The sequence below is a fragment of the Sinorhizobium sp. 8-89 genome (assembly GCF_030124325.1).
Lineage (GTDB): Bacteria > Pseudomonadota > Alphaproteobacteria > Rhizobiales > Rhizobiaceae > Sinorhizobium.
In genome coordinates, this window is the sequence record NZ_JASKLR010000001.1 from 446,876 (window position 1) to 460,189 (window position 13,314).

Below are 13,314 nucleotides of genomic sequence, written 5' to 3' on the forward strand. Positions count from 1 at the left end.
TCATTCTCCCCGCGGATAGCGCTTGGATTCCTCGAGGTTGTCGAGGTTCATGTGGTTGCGCATGTAGCGCTCGGATGCCTTCTGCAGCGGCTGGTGGTCCCAGGGATAATAGGCGCCATTGCGGAGCGCCTCATAGACCACCCAGCGCCGGGCCTGGCTTTCGCGTACGGCCGCGTCGAAGGCCTCCATGTCCCAGTGGGCGGCGCGCATGTCGCGGAAGGCGGCGAGCGTTGCCGCATCGACAGAGTTGCGCGGATTTTCCGCGAGGTTGGTGAGTTCCAGTGGGTCGCTTTCGAGGTCGTAAAGCTGGTCCGGATCGAGGGTGCAGTGGATATATTTCCACTTTCCTTCACGAATGCAGACGAGCGGCGCGTAGGAGGCTTCCGCCGCATATTCCATCAGCACCGCCTCGGTGCGCTCCGTGCCGCCCACCATCGGCATAAGGCTGATGCCGTCCGTCCAGGGCTTTACCTCCTCCAGCGAGATGCCCGCGAGTTCGGCAAGCGTCGGCGTCACGTCGAGGTTCGAAGTGGGCGCCAGATGCAGGCCGGGTGTAACCCCCGGTCCGGCGATCATCAGCGGCACGCGCGCGGAACCTTCGAAGAAGTTCATCTTGAACCACAGACCGCGTTCACCGAGCATGTCGCCGTGGTCGGAACAGAAGAGGATGACGGTATCGTCGAGCATTCTCGTCCGCGACAGCGTATCGATGAGCTCTCCCACTTTTTCGTCGAGGTAGGAGATATTGGCGAAATAGGCGCGGCGTGACCGGCGGACATTCTCCTCGGTAAGCGCGAAGTTTTCGTAGTCGCAGGAGTGCATGATGCGCTGCGAATGCGGGTCCTGCCGATCGAAGGGAAGCGCGCCGATCTCCGGCAGCAGGTGCTCGCAATTCTCGTAAAGATCCCAGAATTTGCGCCGTGCGACATAGGGGTCGTGGGGATGGGTAAAGGAGACGGTGAGGCACCAGGGGCGGCGGCTTTCGTCGTCGTTCTCGCGGGAGAGCTGATAGAGCTTCTGGTTCGCCAGAAACGCCACCTCGTCGTCATATTCCATCTGGTTGGTGATCTCCGCCACCCCGGCGCCGGTGACGGAACCGAGATTGTGGTACCACCAGTCGATCCGCTCGCCGGGCTTGCGATAGTCCGGCGTCCAGCCGAAATCGGCCGGATAGATATCCGTGGTCAAGCGCTCTTCGAAGCCGTGCAACTGATCCGGCCCGACGAAATGCATCTTGCCGGAAAGGGCGGTGTAGTAGCCGGCCCGGCGCAGATGATGGGCATAGGTCGGGATCGAAGACTGGTATTCGGCAGCGTTGTCAAAGACGCGGGTGCGGCTCGGCAGCTGCCCGGCCATGAACGAGGCGCGCGCCGGCGCGCAGAGCGGCGACGAAGTGTAGTTGTTGCGGAATCGGGCGGAGCGCTTGGCCAGTGCCTTCAGGTTTGGCGCGTGCAGGAAGTCGGCGGGGCCGTGCGGAAAGAGCTTCCCGTTCAGCTGGTCGACCATGATGATCAAGATATTCGGCTTTCCGGCAGTCACGTCGTCGGTTCCTCGAAGGTTTGAATTGCAGTTCGTTTCGGAGATCGCCTCATCCGGCGCCGCCATCTTCTCCCTGCTCGCGGGGAGAAGATATGTCGCGCCCAAGTCTCCTCCCCCCGCGTTCGGGGAGAGAGCTAGGGTGAGGCGTAGTTTTCACCATCACCCACCCGCAAGTGCGCATTCACGTAGTCTTCCGTGAGCGCGATCGAAGCTTCGATGCTGATCGGCGCCGATTTAAGACTTTGCCGGATGTAAAGCCCATCGATCATCGCAGCCGCGCCCTCGGCGATGCGCTCCGCGTCATCGGCTGTAGAGAGCGGCCTGAGGCTGGCCAACAGATTAGAGCGCAGCCGGCGCGCATAGATGACGAGGAGGCGGCGGACATCCTCGGACCGTTGCGCCTCCGAATAGAAGGCAAGCCAGGCGGCGACCGTCTCGGGGGCGAACTGGGCGGCGCGAAAGCTCACGCGGATCAGCGCACTCAGCTTTTCGCGCGGCGTCGTCGCCGCCTTCAGTGCGGTGACCGCGTCGTCGCGCAGTTGCCCCAGAAGGCTGCGGATCGTTGCGATCAGCAATTGTTCCTTGCTGCCGAAATAGTGGTGCGCGAGCGCCGGCGAGACGCCGGCGGTCCTGGCGATGTCCGACATGGTGACAGAGAGCGTGCCCTGATCTCCGATCACGCGCAGCGCTGCGTCCACCAGCGCCTTTCGGCGCACAGGCTCCATTCCGATTTTCGGCATCAGATACTCCCTCGGACACCTATTTTATTTTTGATTGACGCATCAATCAAGAAAAACCTTTCGCTTTTTTCTCTTTCTTTTTGCTGAGAAATCCGGCCCAATCGCTAGGTGGCGCTCAGGCTCGCCAACAGGACTGGAGGTTGAAAAATGGTCCACACCTTCGACCCCGCCGGCAAGGAGGCCGTCGCCGGAAAATGGGCGTGGTTCGTCGCACTTGGCGTGCTGTTGATCATGTGTGGCGGCATCGCTTTCGGCAATCTGTTCATGGCGACGGTCGGCTCGGTCTACTACATCGGCGCCATCATGCTCGTCGGCGGTCTGCTCAACCTCGCGCACGCGTTCCAGGTCAGAGGCTGGGAAAGCATCGTCTATTGGGTCTTGAGTGGCGCCTGCTATGCGGCGGCTGGCCTCTTTGCTTTCATCAACCCCGTGCTTGCCTCCTCGGTCCTGACCTTCCTGATGGCCGTAGCATTGATCGTTGCCGGCTGCTCCCGCCTGTGGGTCGGCTTCAAGCTCAGGCCGCTCGCTGGCTGGGGTTGGATCGTCATAGGCGGGCTCGTCACCTTGGTTGCCGGCCTCGTCATTGCTGGCGGGTGGCCGGTCAACAGCCTGTGGATTCTGGGGCTGTTCCTCGCAGTCGATCTGGTGATGCAGGGCCTTGCGTTGATCGCTTTCGGCGTTCTCGCCAAGGGTTAGGAATCCATCGCATTTTCAATGCGCTGCGGCCTTGAGGCGTGCGCGACGACGGCCGCCGCTCTTGTTATGCAAGCTTCATGAAACCTTCACATTCGTGAAAGGTTTCGTTGACGCTTGCCCTTGATGCTGGCGCGGCCTTTGTTCGTGTATGTTCCTGGAGCCGGCATGTCCGTCGCCCCCGCCGAAATCCTTTCGCTTCGCCGCTTCGGCGACGACCAGATTGTCACGCTTGCCAAACTTGTCATCGAGAACGCCTTCCAGCCGATCGTCGAGGCGACGACTGGTGCCGTTTTCGGCTATGAATCGCTGATGCGCGGGTTCCAGCGCCTGGGCTTTGCCTCGCCGCTCGAATTGCTGGACAAGGCGGAGGAGGGGGGCCAGCTTCTGGCGCTCGAACATCTTATCAACAGCCGCGCCGTGGCCGCCTTCGCGACGATCCCCGACTCTTCGGCACGGACCCTTTTCCTGAATTTCGATTCGAGGCTGGTCGGTGGCGAGGACGATATCGTCGAGCGCCTCGTCAATCACCTGAAGCGCGCCAACATTGCCCCGTCTTCGCTCTGCTTCGAGCTTTCGGAGCGCTTTGACGGTGGGAAGATGCCCGATTTTTCCGCGCTGGTGCGGCAATTGCGGCTTGCCGGCTTCAAGCTCGCGATCGACGATTTCGGCGCAGGCTTCAACGGGCTGAAATTGCTCTGCGACCAGCCCGTCGACTACGTGAAGATCGATCGGCATTTCATCTCCGGCATCGAGCGGGACCCGCGCAAACGTCATCTCGTTCGCCATACGGTCAATACGGCCCACGTGCTCGGAACGCGGGTGATTGCGGAGGGCGTGGAGACGGAGGCCGAGTTCCTCGCCTGTCGCGATCTCGGATGCGATCTGGTGCAGGGCTATTTCATTGCTCGGCCGACCACCCATCTCAGCGAGCTTCAGCCGGCTTACCCTCATCTGGAATTGAGCGGTGCCGCGCGGCGCTCCTCCGCGACGCTCGACAGCATTCTCATCAGGAAACAGATCGAACAGCTTCCGGCCGTGAGGGAGAGCGACGAACTCGAATCCGCCTTTGATCTTTTTCGGGTCAATCCGCGCCAGCCTTTTTTTCCGGTGTTGAACGCCAACGGCGAGCCGCGCGGCATCCTGCACGAGTATCACGTCAAGGAGATGATCTATCATCCCTTCGGCCGTGACCTGCTGAAGAACCGCATCTACCAGCGCCGCATTTCGCATTTCGTCAGCCCGGCGCCGATCGCCGATCTCGATACGCCTGCCGACGAGATGCTGAAAATCTTCGCCGGCATGGACGGCAGCGACCGTGTGATCCTGACCGAAAACATGCGCTACGCCGGCATTCTTTCCGCTTCGTCGCTGTTGAAGATCATCAACGAGAAGCAGTTGAAGATGGCGCAGGAGCAGAACCCGCTGACGGGCCTGCCGGGCAACCGCGCGATCCGCGACTACGTGCAGGACGCGATCCTCGACGGCGACGAAACGCGCTACTTCTGCTATTGCGACTTCGACGACTTCAAACCGTTCAACGACACCTACGGTTTTCAGAAGGGCGATCTGGCGATCACGCTGTTTGCCGCCCTGCTCAGGCGTCATTTCATCGGAGAGGAGAAGTTTCTGGGGCATGTGGGCGGCGATGATTTCTTCGTCGGCGTCAGCGGCTGGACCGATCAGGAAATCCACTCCGTCCTTACGCGCCTCGCCGAGGATTTCCGCTCGGATGTCCGGCAGCTCTATTCCGCGGAACACCAGGCCGAGGGGCGGATCAGCGGATATGGCCGCGACGGAGTAAGCAAGAACTTTCCCCTGATGCGTTGTTCGATCGCCGTTCTCGTGCTTCCGCAGGGCTTCATTTTATCGGACACCCAGACAGTCAGCGCGCGGATTGCTGAAATCAAAGCACGCGCTAAGGAAAGCGAAAGTGGCCTCGTTTTTGAGTTGCTCCACGGTGACTGATTATTCGCCTGCCGATATCGGGGTTTCCGGAACTGTGAGCGGGCGATAGGTTTAGGCGCAATCACCTTTGCGAGGACGCCTCCATGACCATTCCGACCGAAATGACCTACGTGGACCTACCGGCCCCGGGTGGACCGGAAAATATGGTCCTGGCACGCGGACCGCTGCCGGACGTCAAAGCCAGCGATATCCTGATCCGCGTCGAGGCGTCCGGCATCAACCGGCCCGACGTGCTGCAGCGCAAGGGCGACTATCCGCCGCCGCCGGGCGCCAGCCCGGTCCTCGGTCTCGAGGTGGCCGGCGAGGTGGTGGCTCTCGGCGAGGGGGCAACCGGTTTCTCGATCGGCGACAAGGTCTGCGCGCTCACCAATGGCGGCGGCTATGCGGAATATTGCGCGGTACCGGCGACGCAGGCGCTCCATTGGCCGAAGGGCTATGATGCGACGAAGGCCGCCGCCCTGCCGGAGACTTTCTTCACCGTCTGGGCCAATGTCTTCGACATGGCCGGCCTCAAGGTCGGTGAAACGATCCTCGTCCATGGCGGGTCGAGCGGTATCGGCACCACCGCAATACAGCTCGCCAGGGCCCTCGGCGCCGAAGTTTTCGTGACCGCTGGCAGCGCGGAGAAATGCAGGGCCTGCGAGGCGCTCGGGGCCAAGCGGGCGATCAACTATCGCGAGGAAGACTTTAAGGCCGTCGTGCTCGAAGAGACCGGCGGGCGAGGGGTCGACGTCATTCTCGACATGGTCGGTGGGCGCTATTTCGACCGCAATATCGGCTCGCTCGCGAAGGACGGCCGTCTGTCGATCATCGCGTTTCTGGGTGGCGCGCGCGCGGAAAGCGCCAATATCGCACCCATCCTGACGAAGCGGTTGCATGTCATGGGATCGGCGCTTCGCCCGCGCACATCAGCGGAAAAACGGGCGATCCGCGACGGGCTTGCGGCAAAGGTCTGGCCATTGCTGGAAGGGGGCGCGGTGGCACCGGTCATCCACGCGGTCTTACCCTTAGAAAGGATCGCCGACGGTCACCGCCTGATGGAAGAAGGCGATCATATCGGCAAGATCGTGATGACGATGGGCCGATCCTAGGAGTGCCAAAGCAGGTGATCTCACCGGTGCTTTCGCTCCCTAAGACGATAGTTGGTCTTGTATTCGGATGGGAATCACCTACCTTGGAGCCATCGTCAACGAACAGAAAGGAAGGTGATCCAATGTCTAATGAGATTTCGAACCTCGTGACAGGCATGGGAGAGGTGAAGGAGTCGAGGCAGCCCTCGGCTTGATTGCCGCCTTCCTTGGGCCTGTGAGGCCCGGCCGTCATTAGGCCAGAACTCATGGAAGGGTCGCCTCGGGCGGCCCTTTTCCTTTTCTGCAAGGGTTCTCGCGAAGCGTTCTCAAGCAATTCAGGAAAGTGTGTAATTCCGTCCGGAATTGCGCAGTTCCAAAGAGCTAGATCACTGTTTCAATGAAACAATCAAATGATCTAACTCCCGAAGCGGCCGAGCGCGGGGATTTTTACCCCCGCGGGTGCAATATCAACGCCCGCCACTAATCCCATGAAGTGCAGCTCCAGCCCGCTTCGCCAGCCGGCCGAAATGCCGGCCAGCCCGTAGAGGGTTGCGTGCAGGTCGCGGCCGTCGCTATCGATGTGGAAAAGCTTGCCCTCCGGCAAGTAGTCGCGGCCGACGGCGCTCGGCGGTAGCACCGCGCCAATCTCGGGCACCGAACGAAGCACGTGCGCGACGAAGGTGTTCGAGTTCGGTCCGGGCCATAGTCTGTAGGTGCCGGGCGAGGCGTAGGGGTATTTGGCAATCGCCCGCTCGACCTTCGGAATCAGGCGTTGCGCCTTCTCTCCCGTGATCATGACGACGATGTGCGGCTCGTTCGAATACCACCGGCCATCGGCCTGATAGGCATTCTTGCGGACCGGCTTGCCCCAGCCGACCTTTTCGTATCGGGTATAGGCCGGGGCCCCTTCATCCTTGGTGACGATCCACGCGTGGCTGGCGACGGCCCCCTTCATGCCGCCGGTGGTTGCCGAGAGGATATAGACTGCCGCCTCCGGGCTTTCTGCCGGTTTGGGGAGAAGGCCGGCGGATGACCAGTCCGCCTCCCGCCAGCTTTGCGGCCTGTCCTTAATGTACCATAAGCCGGCCGAGGCAAGCGCCGGAAGCAGGTAGATGAGCAGGAAGGCGACAAGCAGCCTACGGACGAATTTCATCGTATACCCCGGTTTCCAGCAGTCGGATTCCTGATAAATGCAAAGGCGAAAAAGGAAATTTGAGGGCAAGCATGTCTAATCCCGTCCTGGTCGAGGTAACGCGCGGAAATCTCGTCGAAAGCCGCCATCGCGGTATGGTCATCGCCGTCGATGGGGACGGCGACACCGTGTTTTCATTGGGCGATATTGATGGCGCCATCTTCCCGCGTTCGGCCTGCAAGGCCATGCAGGCGCTGCCGCTGGTCGAAAGCGGAGCGGCGGATGCCTACGGGTTCGGCGCCAAGGCGCTGGCGCTCGCCTGTGCCTCGCATTCCGGCGAGCCGGAGCATGTGGCGCTCGCGGCGGAGATGCTGGCGGCGGCCGGCCGTGACGTCGATGCGCTGGAATGCGGCGCCCACTGGTCCTTCGACCAGAAGGCGTTGATCGCGCAGGCGCGTTCGATCGAAGCGCCGAGCGCCCTGCACAACAATTGCTCCGGCAAGCACGCCGGCTTCGTCTGCGCCTGCTGCCATTCGGGCACGGAAGTCCGTGGCTATGTCGGCTACGACCATCCGATCCAGCAGGAAATCCGCGGTGTCATGGAAAGTCTTACGGGGGCGATCCTTGCGCGCGACAATTGCGGGGTCGATGGCTGCTCGATCCCCACCTATGCCGTACCCCTGAAGGGGCTCGCCCATGGCTTCGCCAAAATGGCCACAGGGGCGGGGCTTGCGGCGGAGCGGTCCCGCGCGTCCAGGCGTCTGGTCGAGGCTTGCATGGCCGAACCCTTCTACGTTGCCGGCACCAAGCGTGCCTGCACGCGGCTGATGAAGATCGCGCCGGGCCGCATCTTTGCCAAGACCGGTGCCGAAGGCGTCTTCTGCGCGGCAATCCCCGACAAGGGGATCGGCATTGCGCTCAAATGCGAGGACGGCACGACCCGCGCCGCCGAGGCGATGGTTGCCGCGACGCTTGCGCGGTTCTTCGCCGATGAACCGCAGATCCACACGGCGCTGATGGCGCAAGCCAACCATCCGATGCGCAACTGGAACGGCGTGCATGTCGGCGACGTGCGCGTGACGGAGGCGTTTGGGGCGTGACCCTCTACGCCATGATCAGTGCGGTGGAGCCGTCGCGATAGGGTGACAGGGCTTCGGCTGCCATGTCCGCCGGCACGACGAGGCCGGTAAGTTCGCTGACGCTCATGATGCGGTGAGGGGAGGCTGCGCCGAATTTCTCCGGTGTCGCGAGCACATAGGTTTCTGCGGACTGCCGGGCGATTGCCCGTTTTATCGCCGCTTCTTCGTAGTCTCCGGTCGAAAGCCCATGCGCCGGATGAATGGCAGTGACCCCGAGGAAGAAGATGTCGACGCGGATCTGTTCGATTGCGGCGACCACCGCCGTCCCCGTCGCCACCATAGAATGTTTATAGAGCCTGCCGCCGATCAGGATCACCTCGGCGTCGTGTTTTTCGAGCTCGGCGGCGATCGTCGGACTGTGCGTGACGATGGTCGACCGTAAGTCGCGCGGCAAGGCGCGAGCAAATTCCGCATTGGTCGTGCCGCCGTCGAGAAAGACGGTTTGCCCGGGCTTGACGAGGTCCGCCGCCCGTCGTCCGAGCCGGCACTTGAGGTCGCTGGCGATCGCTTGGCGGGCGGCGAAATCCGGAAGCGGCGGCGTCAGCGGCAGCGCGCCGCCGTGAACCCGCTTCAACAGGCCTTCGGCCGCCATTTCCCTGAGGTCGCGACGGATCGTGTCTTCCGAAAGCCCGAGTTCGTCGGCGAGCGCCTTGGCAACGATTTGCCCGTCGCGGGCAAGCCTTGTCGAAATCATCGCTCGTCTGTGTGTCGTCAGCATCGATTGCCTCTTGATTAGTCACGATATTGCATGAATATTCATGACAATTCCAGAATTATCTGGAAGTTTCGTGCAAAAACCATGGAGAAAGTCATGCTAATTCTGATTGCCGGCCCCTACCGCTCCGGAACGGGGGACGATCCATCGAAAATGGCGGAAAACTTGAAGCGTCTGGAGGAGCCGTCCTATGCGCTCTTCAAGGCTGGGCATGTGCCGATGATCGGGGAGTGGGTGGCCTTGCCCGTGTGGCATGCGGCCGGCGGAAACCGGGTGGGCGACGATCTTTATGAGGAGATCTTTCATCCCGTTGCCGGCCGGTTGCTTGCGCTCTGCGACGCCGTCCTGCGCTTGCCGGGCGAGTCGAAAGGCGCAGATAATGATGTGCGCATCGCCCGCGAGCGCGGCATTCCGGTCTACGGCCGCCTTGAAGACGTGCCGGGCTGTGCAGGGACGATAGCCGCGTGACCGAAGGCCCGGCGGATCATAGACGCCGGGCCGCTTCGGGACCTTGTAAACCGCGGCAATTTCATTTCTTCTGCTGGCGAATTTGCGGGTGCCGAACCGCCGCGACATTATGGGAGGCAGAATGATGCTGAAACTGTTTTATGCCCCGGGAACCTGCTCGCTCGCTTCGCATATCGCGCTCGAGGAAGCGGGCGCCTCCTACGAGGCGCGACGCGTCGATTTCGCCAAGGCCGAACAAACCACGCCGGAATATCTTGCCGTCAACCCAAAAGGCCGGGTTCCGGCTTTGGTGACCGACCACGGCGTGCTCACCGAAACCCCGGCCATCCTGGCCTATATCGCCCAGAGCTTTCCAGACCGCCGTCTTGCGCCGCTTGACGATCCGTTTGAGTTCGCACGGCTGCAATCCTTCCTGAGCTATCTCTGCTCCACCGTGCACGTGGCCCACGCGCATGCGCGACGCGGTGCCAGATGGGCAGACGATCCGGCGGCGCATGAGGCGATGAAGGCGAAGGTGGCATCAAACATGGGCGACTGCTTCGCGCTCATCGAACGCGACATGTTCGCCGGCCCTTTCGTCATGGGAGAGGATTATACGATCGCAGATCCTTATCTCTTCACGATCGCCAACTGGCTGGAGGCGGATGGCGTCGATCCGGGGCGTTTCCCGAGGGTTCTCGACCACCGCAACCGCATGGTCGCACGACCGGCCGTCGCCAAGGTGCTGGCTGCGGTCCAGGCATAGGGCAATTCCAGGAAAGGCGTGTAGTGTTTTTCCGTCCGCATTTGCGTTGTTTCAAGGGAGTTTAAGCGTTTCAACGATCCGGGGAGCCGAGGCGACGTGCGAGGCGTTCCGGCGCTTTTTCGCGCCAGGCCGCGATCAGGCGTTGCGTCAGTGTTTCGTCGTCAATTGCGGCGAGCCTCACCAGCATTGCGGGCCAGCCTTTGTAGTGGTCGGTCTCGAAGAACAGGGATGGATCGAGTTCCATCAGCATCTCCTTCTCGTCGAGCGCGCACATCACCACCAGTGTCTCTGCGTCCTTCATCCGCGCGAAACTCTTGCCTTTGACGAGGAGGGCCGGCGTCCCGTAGGACGTGCCGACCGCCGTTTCCGGCAGGCCAGCCGCCTCCGCCAGCCGCCGTACACGCTCGAAAGAACGTCCGAGATCATCGCTCATGCATCACCATCGCTTGCGCGAAGCGCATCGAAGTCGCGTCCCATAGTCTATCCTCAGGTCAGAAGCAATCGCAATGATCGGGCGCGGCCCGCGGCCAGGGCCATCCCGGAAACGGCAGGTCGGCAAGTTCGCGCTCTTCCATGCGAGCGAGATCCGGGTGCTGCAACGGATCGCGTTGCCAGGCGAGCGGTGTCTCGGCACGATCGCCGTGGGTCAATGAGGCACGCTTGAGCATCGTTAGAATCTTCAGCATGACGGATCACCCTTTCGATAGGACCCAGCATCCGCTCGTCACGGCAGGATTTCAATTGAGATTGCCGGCCGTTCGTTTTAGAAAAACTATATGAAGGAACTGAACACAGTCCACCTTAACGGCCTGCGTGCCGTCGAAGCCGCTGGCCGCCTCGGCTCGCTCGCAGGCGCTGCGGCAGAACTCGGCGTCACGGCCGGCGCCGTCAGCCAGCAGATTGCCAAGACGGAAGCGCAACTTGGCCGCATGCTTTTCGAGCGTACCGCCCGCGGGCTCGTCGCAACGGATTTCGGGCGCCTGTTCCTTGTGCGGCTCTCGAGTGCCTTCGGAGAGCTTTCCGAGGCGGTGGTATCGGCGCGGCGCCGCGATGAATCGGTGCTGACGATCTCCGTTGCCCCGGTCTTCGCGGCCCGGTGGCTGGTTTATCGGTTGAACCGCTTTGCCGAGCGGCATCCGGATATCCGGCTGAGGATCGACGCGACGACGACGCTCGTCAATCTGGATACTTCCGACGTCGATGTTGGCATCCGCGTCGGCGCCGGTGACTGGCCAGGTGTCCATGCCGAACTCCTGCTGGAGCAGGAGATCTTCCCCGTCTGTTCGCCGAGCTTGGCCGCGGATCTGCGTGTGCCTGCAGATATTCTAAAGCTGCTGGCGGTGATCGACGGCCACTCGATGTTCACATGGGAAGTGTGGTTCAAGGAGGCTGGCCTTTCGGGTTCGCAGATGACGGTGCGCCACACCTTCAACGAAGCCTCGCTCGTGCTTGACGCGGCAATTGCCGGGCAGGGGGTCATGCTCGCCTGGCAGACGCTCGCAGGCTTTGCCGTAACCGAAGGCAGTCTGGTTGCGCCGTTCGACATCCGGGCAAAAACCGGCTTCGGCCACTATTTCGTGCGCTCGCCATCCCGGCGCGAGAGCAAGGCCGCCCTGGCTTTCAAGCGCTGGGTGCGCGATGAGGTCGAAGAGGGAATGCGCCTGCTTGACGCCAAGATCGCCGGCTATTCCGGCAAGTGATGCCGCCCGTCGCTCTTATTCCGGCTCTTTCAGCCGCTCCTCCATCATCGCCTTGAAGCAAGGACGCGCCTGGCAACGCGCAAGCCACGCCTTGACGTGCGGATGCCTGTCGAACAACGCCGTCTGGCTCATAGTGTAGCGAAAGACCTCGGCGAGGTTGAGATCGGCGACCGTGAAGCGGTTGCCGACGACATAGTCGCGGCCTTTGAGATGCGTTTCGAGAACACGGAAGGCTTTCTCGAGTGATTGGGCACAAGCGGCGATGCGTGCCTGACCTTCGGGCGTATTTTCGATGCCATTGTCATAGGCGAGAATGATCTTGACCGCATGCGGCTCCACCTCGGTTGCCGCCCACATCGTCCAATTGCCCATCTGCCCTTCCTCGCCGAGATCGGCCGGTGCGAGAGGACCGCCATATTTGCGGGCGAGATAGAGATTGTTGGCGAGCGATTCCGTGAGGATCAGGCCGTCATCGTCGATCGCCGGAATGAGACCCATAGGATTGATGGCAAGGAAGTCCGGCGACTTGGTGTTGAGCGGTGCATCCGCGGCCAGCGGATTGGCGACGCGGCGCGCCTGGATCACCGGAACAGATGTGAAGGGAATGCCAAGCTCGCGCGCCATCCAGTAGTTGCGCGACGCGCGCGAACGATAAACTCCGTAGATTGTCAGCATCCCGGCTCCCCTCCGTCTGTTCGATGCGCCACTTCATATGCGATCGCAGGCGGCGACAGAAGCGTGCCCCTTTGATGTTGCTCATGAAATGTTTTGATGAAACGCAACCAACGTGCTCGCTCTGGTCGCGGCAACATCCAGTGTCGCGATCCACTCTGCAACCTTTAGACGATTTTTTCCGGCGACATTTAGAGAAGTATAACCTCTATTGGCTAGAGCTGAGACTGGAACGACCAACGGATATTTGCGCTGCTCTTCCGGAGGCTTTGCTTGGCAAGGAAAACGTCTCGCAATACTCGCTATGCCGCCCTCAATGCTGGCGACAACGCGGAGACGCGTCGGCTGATCGAGGCCAGCAACCGGCTGGCGGATGAGGTGGCCCGCATTTTCCCGTCCGAGCCGGACATCGCCGATCGTCATTATTGGCTGGAGACGATGATCAATCATGTCCCGGACTACATCTATGCCAAGGACACGAAAGGCCGCTTTCTTATTGCCAATGAGGTGACGGTGGCCGACAACGGGCTCGAAAGCCTGCACGATCTCGTGGGCAAGACCGATTTTGACCTGCACCCGACGAAGTTCGCCCAGGCTTTCGCCGACGTGGAACAGCGAGTGATCGAGACTGGCGAGCCGATCTTCGGCATCGAAGAGCGGGCCATGGTTACCAAGGGGCGCGATCGCTGGTTGATGACGTCCAAGGTGCCGCTACGCAACAAGGGCGGCAAGA

At 61.6% G+C, this 13,314-nt stretch carries 15 protein-coding genes; 8 read left to right on the plus strand and 7 right to left on the minus strand.

What is annotated here, in order from left to right:
* Nucleotides 1-1,539, minus strand: coding sequence for a choline-sulfatase (gene betC, locus QN219_RS02155; RefSeq protein ID WP_283998238.1), 1,539 nt, complete (start codon nucleotides 1,537-1,539; stop codon nucleotides 1-3).
* A 134-nt stretch (nucleotides 1,540-1,673) separates the two neighbouring features.
* Nucleotides 1,674-2,279, minus strand: coding sequence for a transcriptional regulator BetI (betI, locus tag QN219_RS02160; protein WP_283997601.1), 606 nt, complete (start codon nucleotides 2,277-2,279; stop codon nucleotides 1,674-1,676).
* 147 nt (nucleotides 2,280-2,426) lie between these two features.
* Here betI and QN219_RS02165 point away from each other — a divergent pair, with 147 nt between their 5' ends.
* The 3 genes from QN219_RS02165 to QN219_RS02175 all read left to right on the plus strand — a co-directional run bounded on the left by QN219_RS02165 (nucleotide 2,427) and on the right by QN219_RS02175 (nucleotide 6,031).
* Nucleotides 2,427-2,975, plus strand: a complete 549-nt coding sequence (locus QN219_RS02165) for an HdeD family acid-resistance protein (protein WP_283997603.1) — start codon at nucleotides 2,427-2,429, stop codon at nucleotides 2,973-2,975.
* Between the two features lie 165 nt (nucleotides 2,976-3,140).
* Nucleotides 3,141-4,940 (plus strand): GGDEF domain-containing protein, encoded by a 1,800-nt coding sequence (locus tag QN219_RS02170; RefSeq protein ID WP_283997605.1) that lies wholly within the window; start codon nucleotides 3,141-3,143, stop codon nucleotides 4,938-4,940.
* Nucleotides 4,941-5,023: 83 nt separating this feature from the next.
* Nucleotides 5,024-6,031, plus strand: a complete 1,008-nt coding sequence (locus tag QN219_RS02175) for an NAD(P)H-quinone oxidoreductase (protein WP_283997607.1) — start codon at nucleotides 5,024-5,026, stop codon at nucleotides 6,029-6,031.
* A gap of 394 nt (nucleotides 6,032-6,425) precedes the next feature.
* On the opposite strand, the gene QN219_RS02180 is transcribed toward QN219_RS02175, so the two are convergent.
* Entirely contained in the window at nucleotides 6,426-7,163 is a 738-nt protein-coding gene (locus tag QN219_RS02180) for a DUF3750 domain-containing protein (RefSeq protein ID WP_283997609.1), read from the minus strand.
* Between the two features lie 71 nt (nucleotides 7,164-7,234).
* Between QN219_RS02180 and QN219_RS02185 the strand changes: the two genes are divergently transcribed.
* On the plus strand, nucleotides 7,235-8,242 hold the full coding sequence (locus QN219_RS02185; protein WP_283997610.1) for an asparaginase: 1,008 nt from the start codon (nucleotides 7,235-7,237) through the stop codon (nucleotides 8,240-8,242).
* Nucleotides 8,243-8,246: 4 nt separating this feature from the next.
* Here QN219_RS02185 and QN219_RS02190 read toward each other — a convergent pair whose 3' ends face one another.
* On the minus strand, nucleotides 8,247-8,999 hold the full coding sequence (locus tag QN219_RS02190) for a DeoR/GlpR family DNA-binding transcription regulator (protein ID WP_283997612.1): 753 nt from the start codon (nucleotides 8,997-8,999) through the stop codon (nucleotides 8,247-8,249).
* Nucleotides 9,000-9,092: 93 nt separating this feature from the next.
* Between QN219_RS02190 and QN219_RS02195 the strand changes: the two genes are divergently transcribed.
* Complete coding sequence (locus QN219_RS02195; protein ID WP_283997614.1) at nucleotides 9,093-9,464, plus strand: DUF4406 domain-containing protein; 372 nt, start codon at nucleotides 9,093-9,095, stop codon at nucleotides 9,462-9,464.
* Nucleotides 9,465-9,588: 124 nt separating this feature from the next.
* Entirely contained in the window at nucleotides 9,589-10,209 is a 621-nt protein-coding gene (locus QN219_RS02200; protein ID WP_283997616.1) for a glutathione S-transferase family protein, read from the plus strand.
* Nucleotides 10,210-10,279: 70 nt separating this feature from the next.
* Here QN219_RS02200 and QN219_RS02205 read toward each other — a convergent pair whose 3' ends face one another.
* Nucleotides 10,280-10,642 carry an MmcQ/YjbR family DNA-binding protein gene (locus QN219_RS02205; protein WP_283997618.1) on the minus strand — a complete coding sequence of 121 codons (363 nt, stop codon included), beginning with the start codon at nucleotides 10,640-10,642 and terminating at the stop codon, nucleotides 10,280-10,282.
* A gap of 58 nt (nucleotides 10,643-10,700) precedes the next feature.
* A complete protein-coding gene (locus tag QN219_RS02210) occupies nucleotides 10,701-10,895 on the minus strand; it encodes a hypothetical protein (protein WP_283997619.1) in 195 nt (64 codons plus the stop codon).
* Between the two features lie 90 nt (nucleotides 10,896-10,985).
* Here QN219_RS02210 and QN219_RS02215 point away from each other — a divergent pair, with 90 nt between their 5' ends.
* On the plus strand, nucleotides 10,986-11,909 hold the full coding sequence (locus QN219_RS02215; protein ID WP_283997620.1) for a LysR substrate-binding domain-containing protein: 924 nt from the start codon (nucleotides 10,986-10,988) through the stop codon (nucleotides 11,907-11,909).
* A 15-nt stretch (nucleotides 11,910-11,924) separates the two neighbouring features.
* Here the strand turns inward: QN219_RS02215 and QN219_RS02220 are convergent, their stop codons facing one another.
* Entirely contained in the window at nucleotides 11,925-12,584 is a 660-nt protein-coding gene (locus tag QN219_RS02220) for a glutathione S-transferase family protein (protein WP_283997622.1), read from the minus strand.
* 270 nt (nucleotides 12,585-12,854) lie between these two features.
* Here QN219_RS02220 and QN219_RS02225 point away from each other — a divergent pair.
* The coding region (locus QN219_RS02225) for a PAS domain-containing protein (RefSeq protein WP_283997623.1) at nucleotides 12,855-13,314 on the plus strand (460 nt) is incomplete at its 3' end.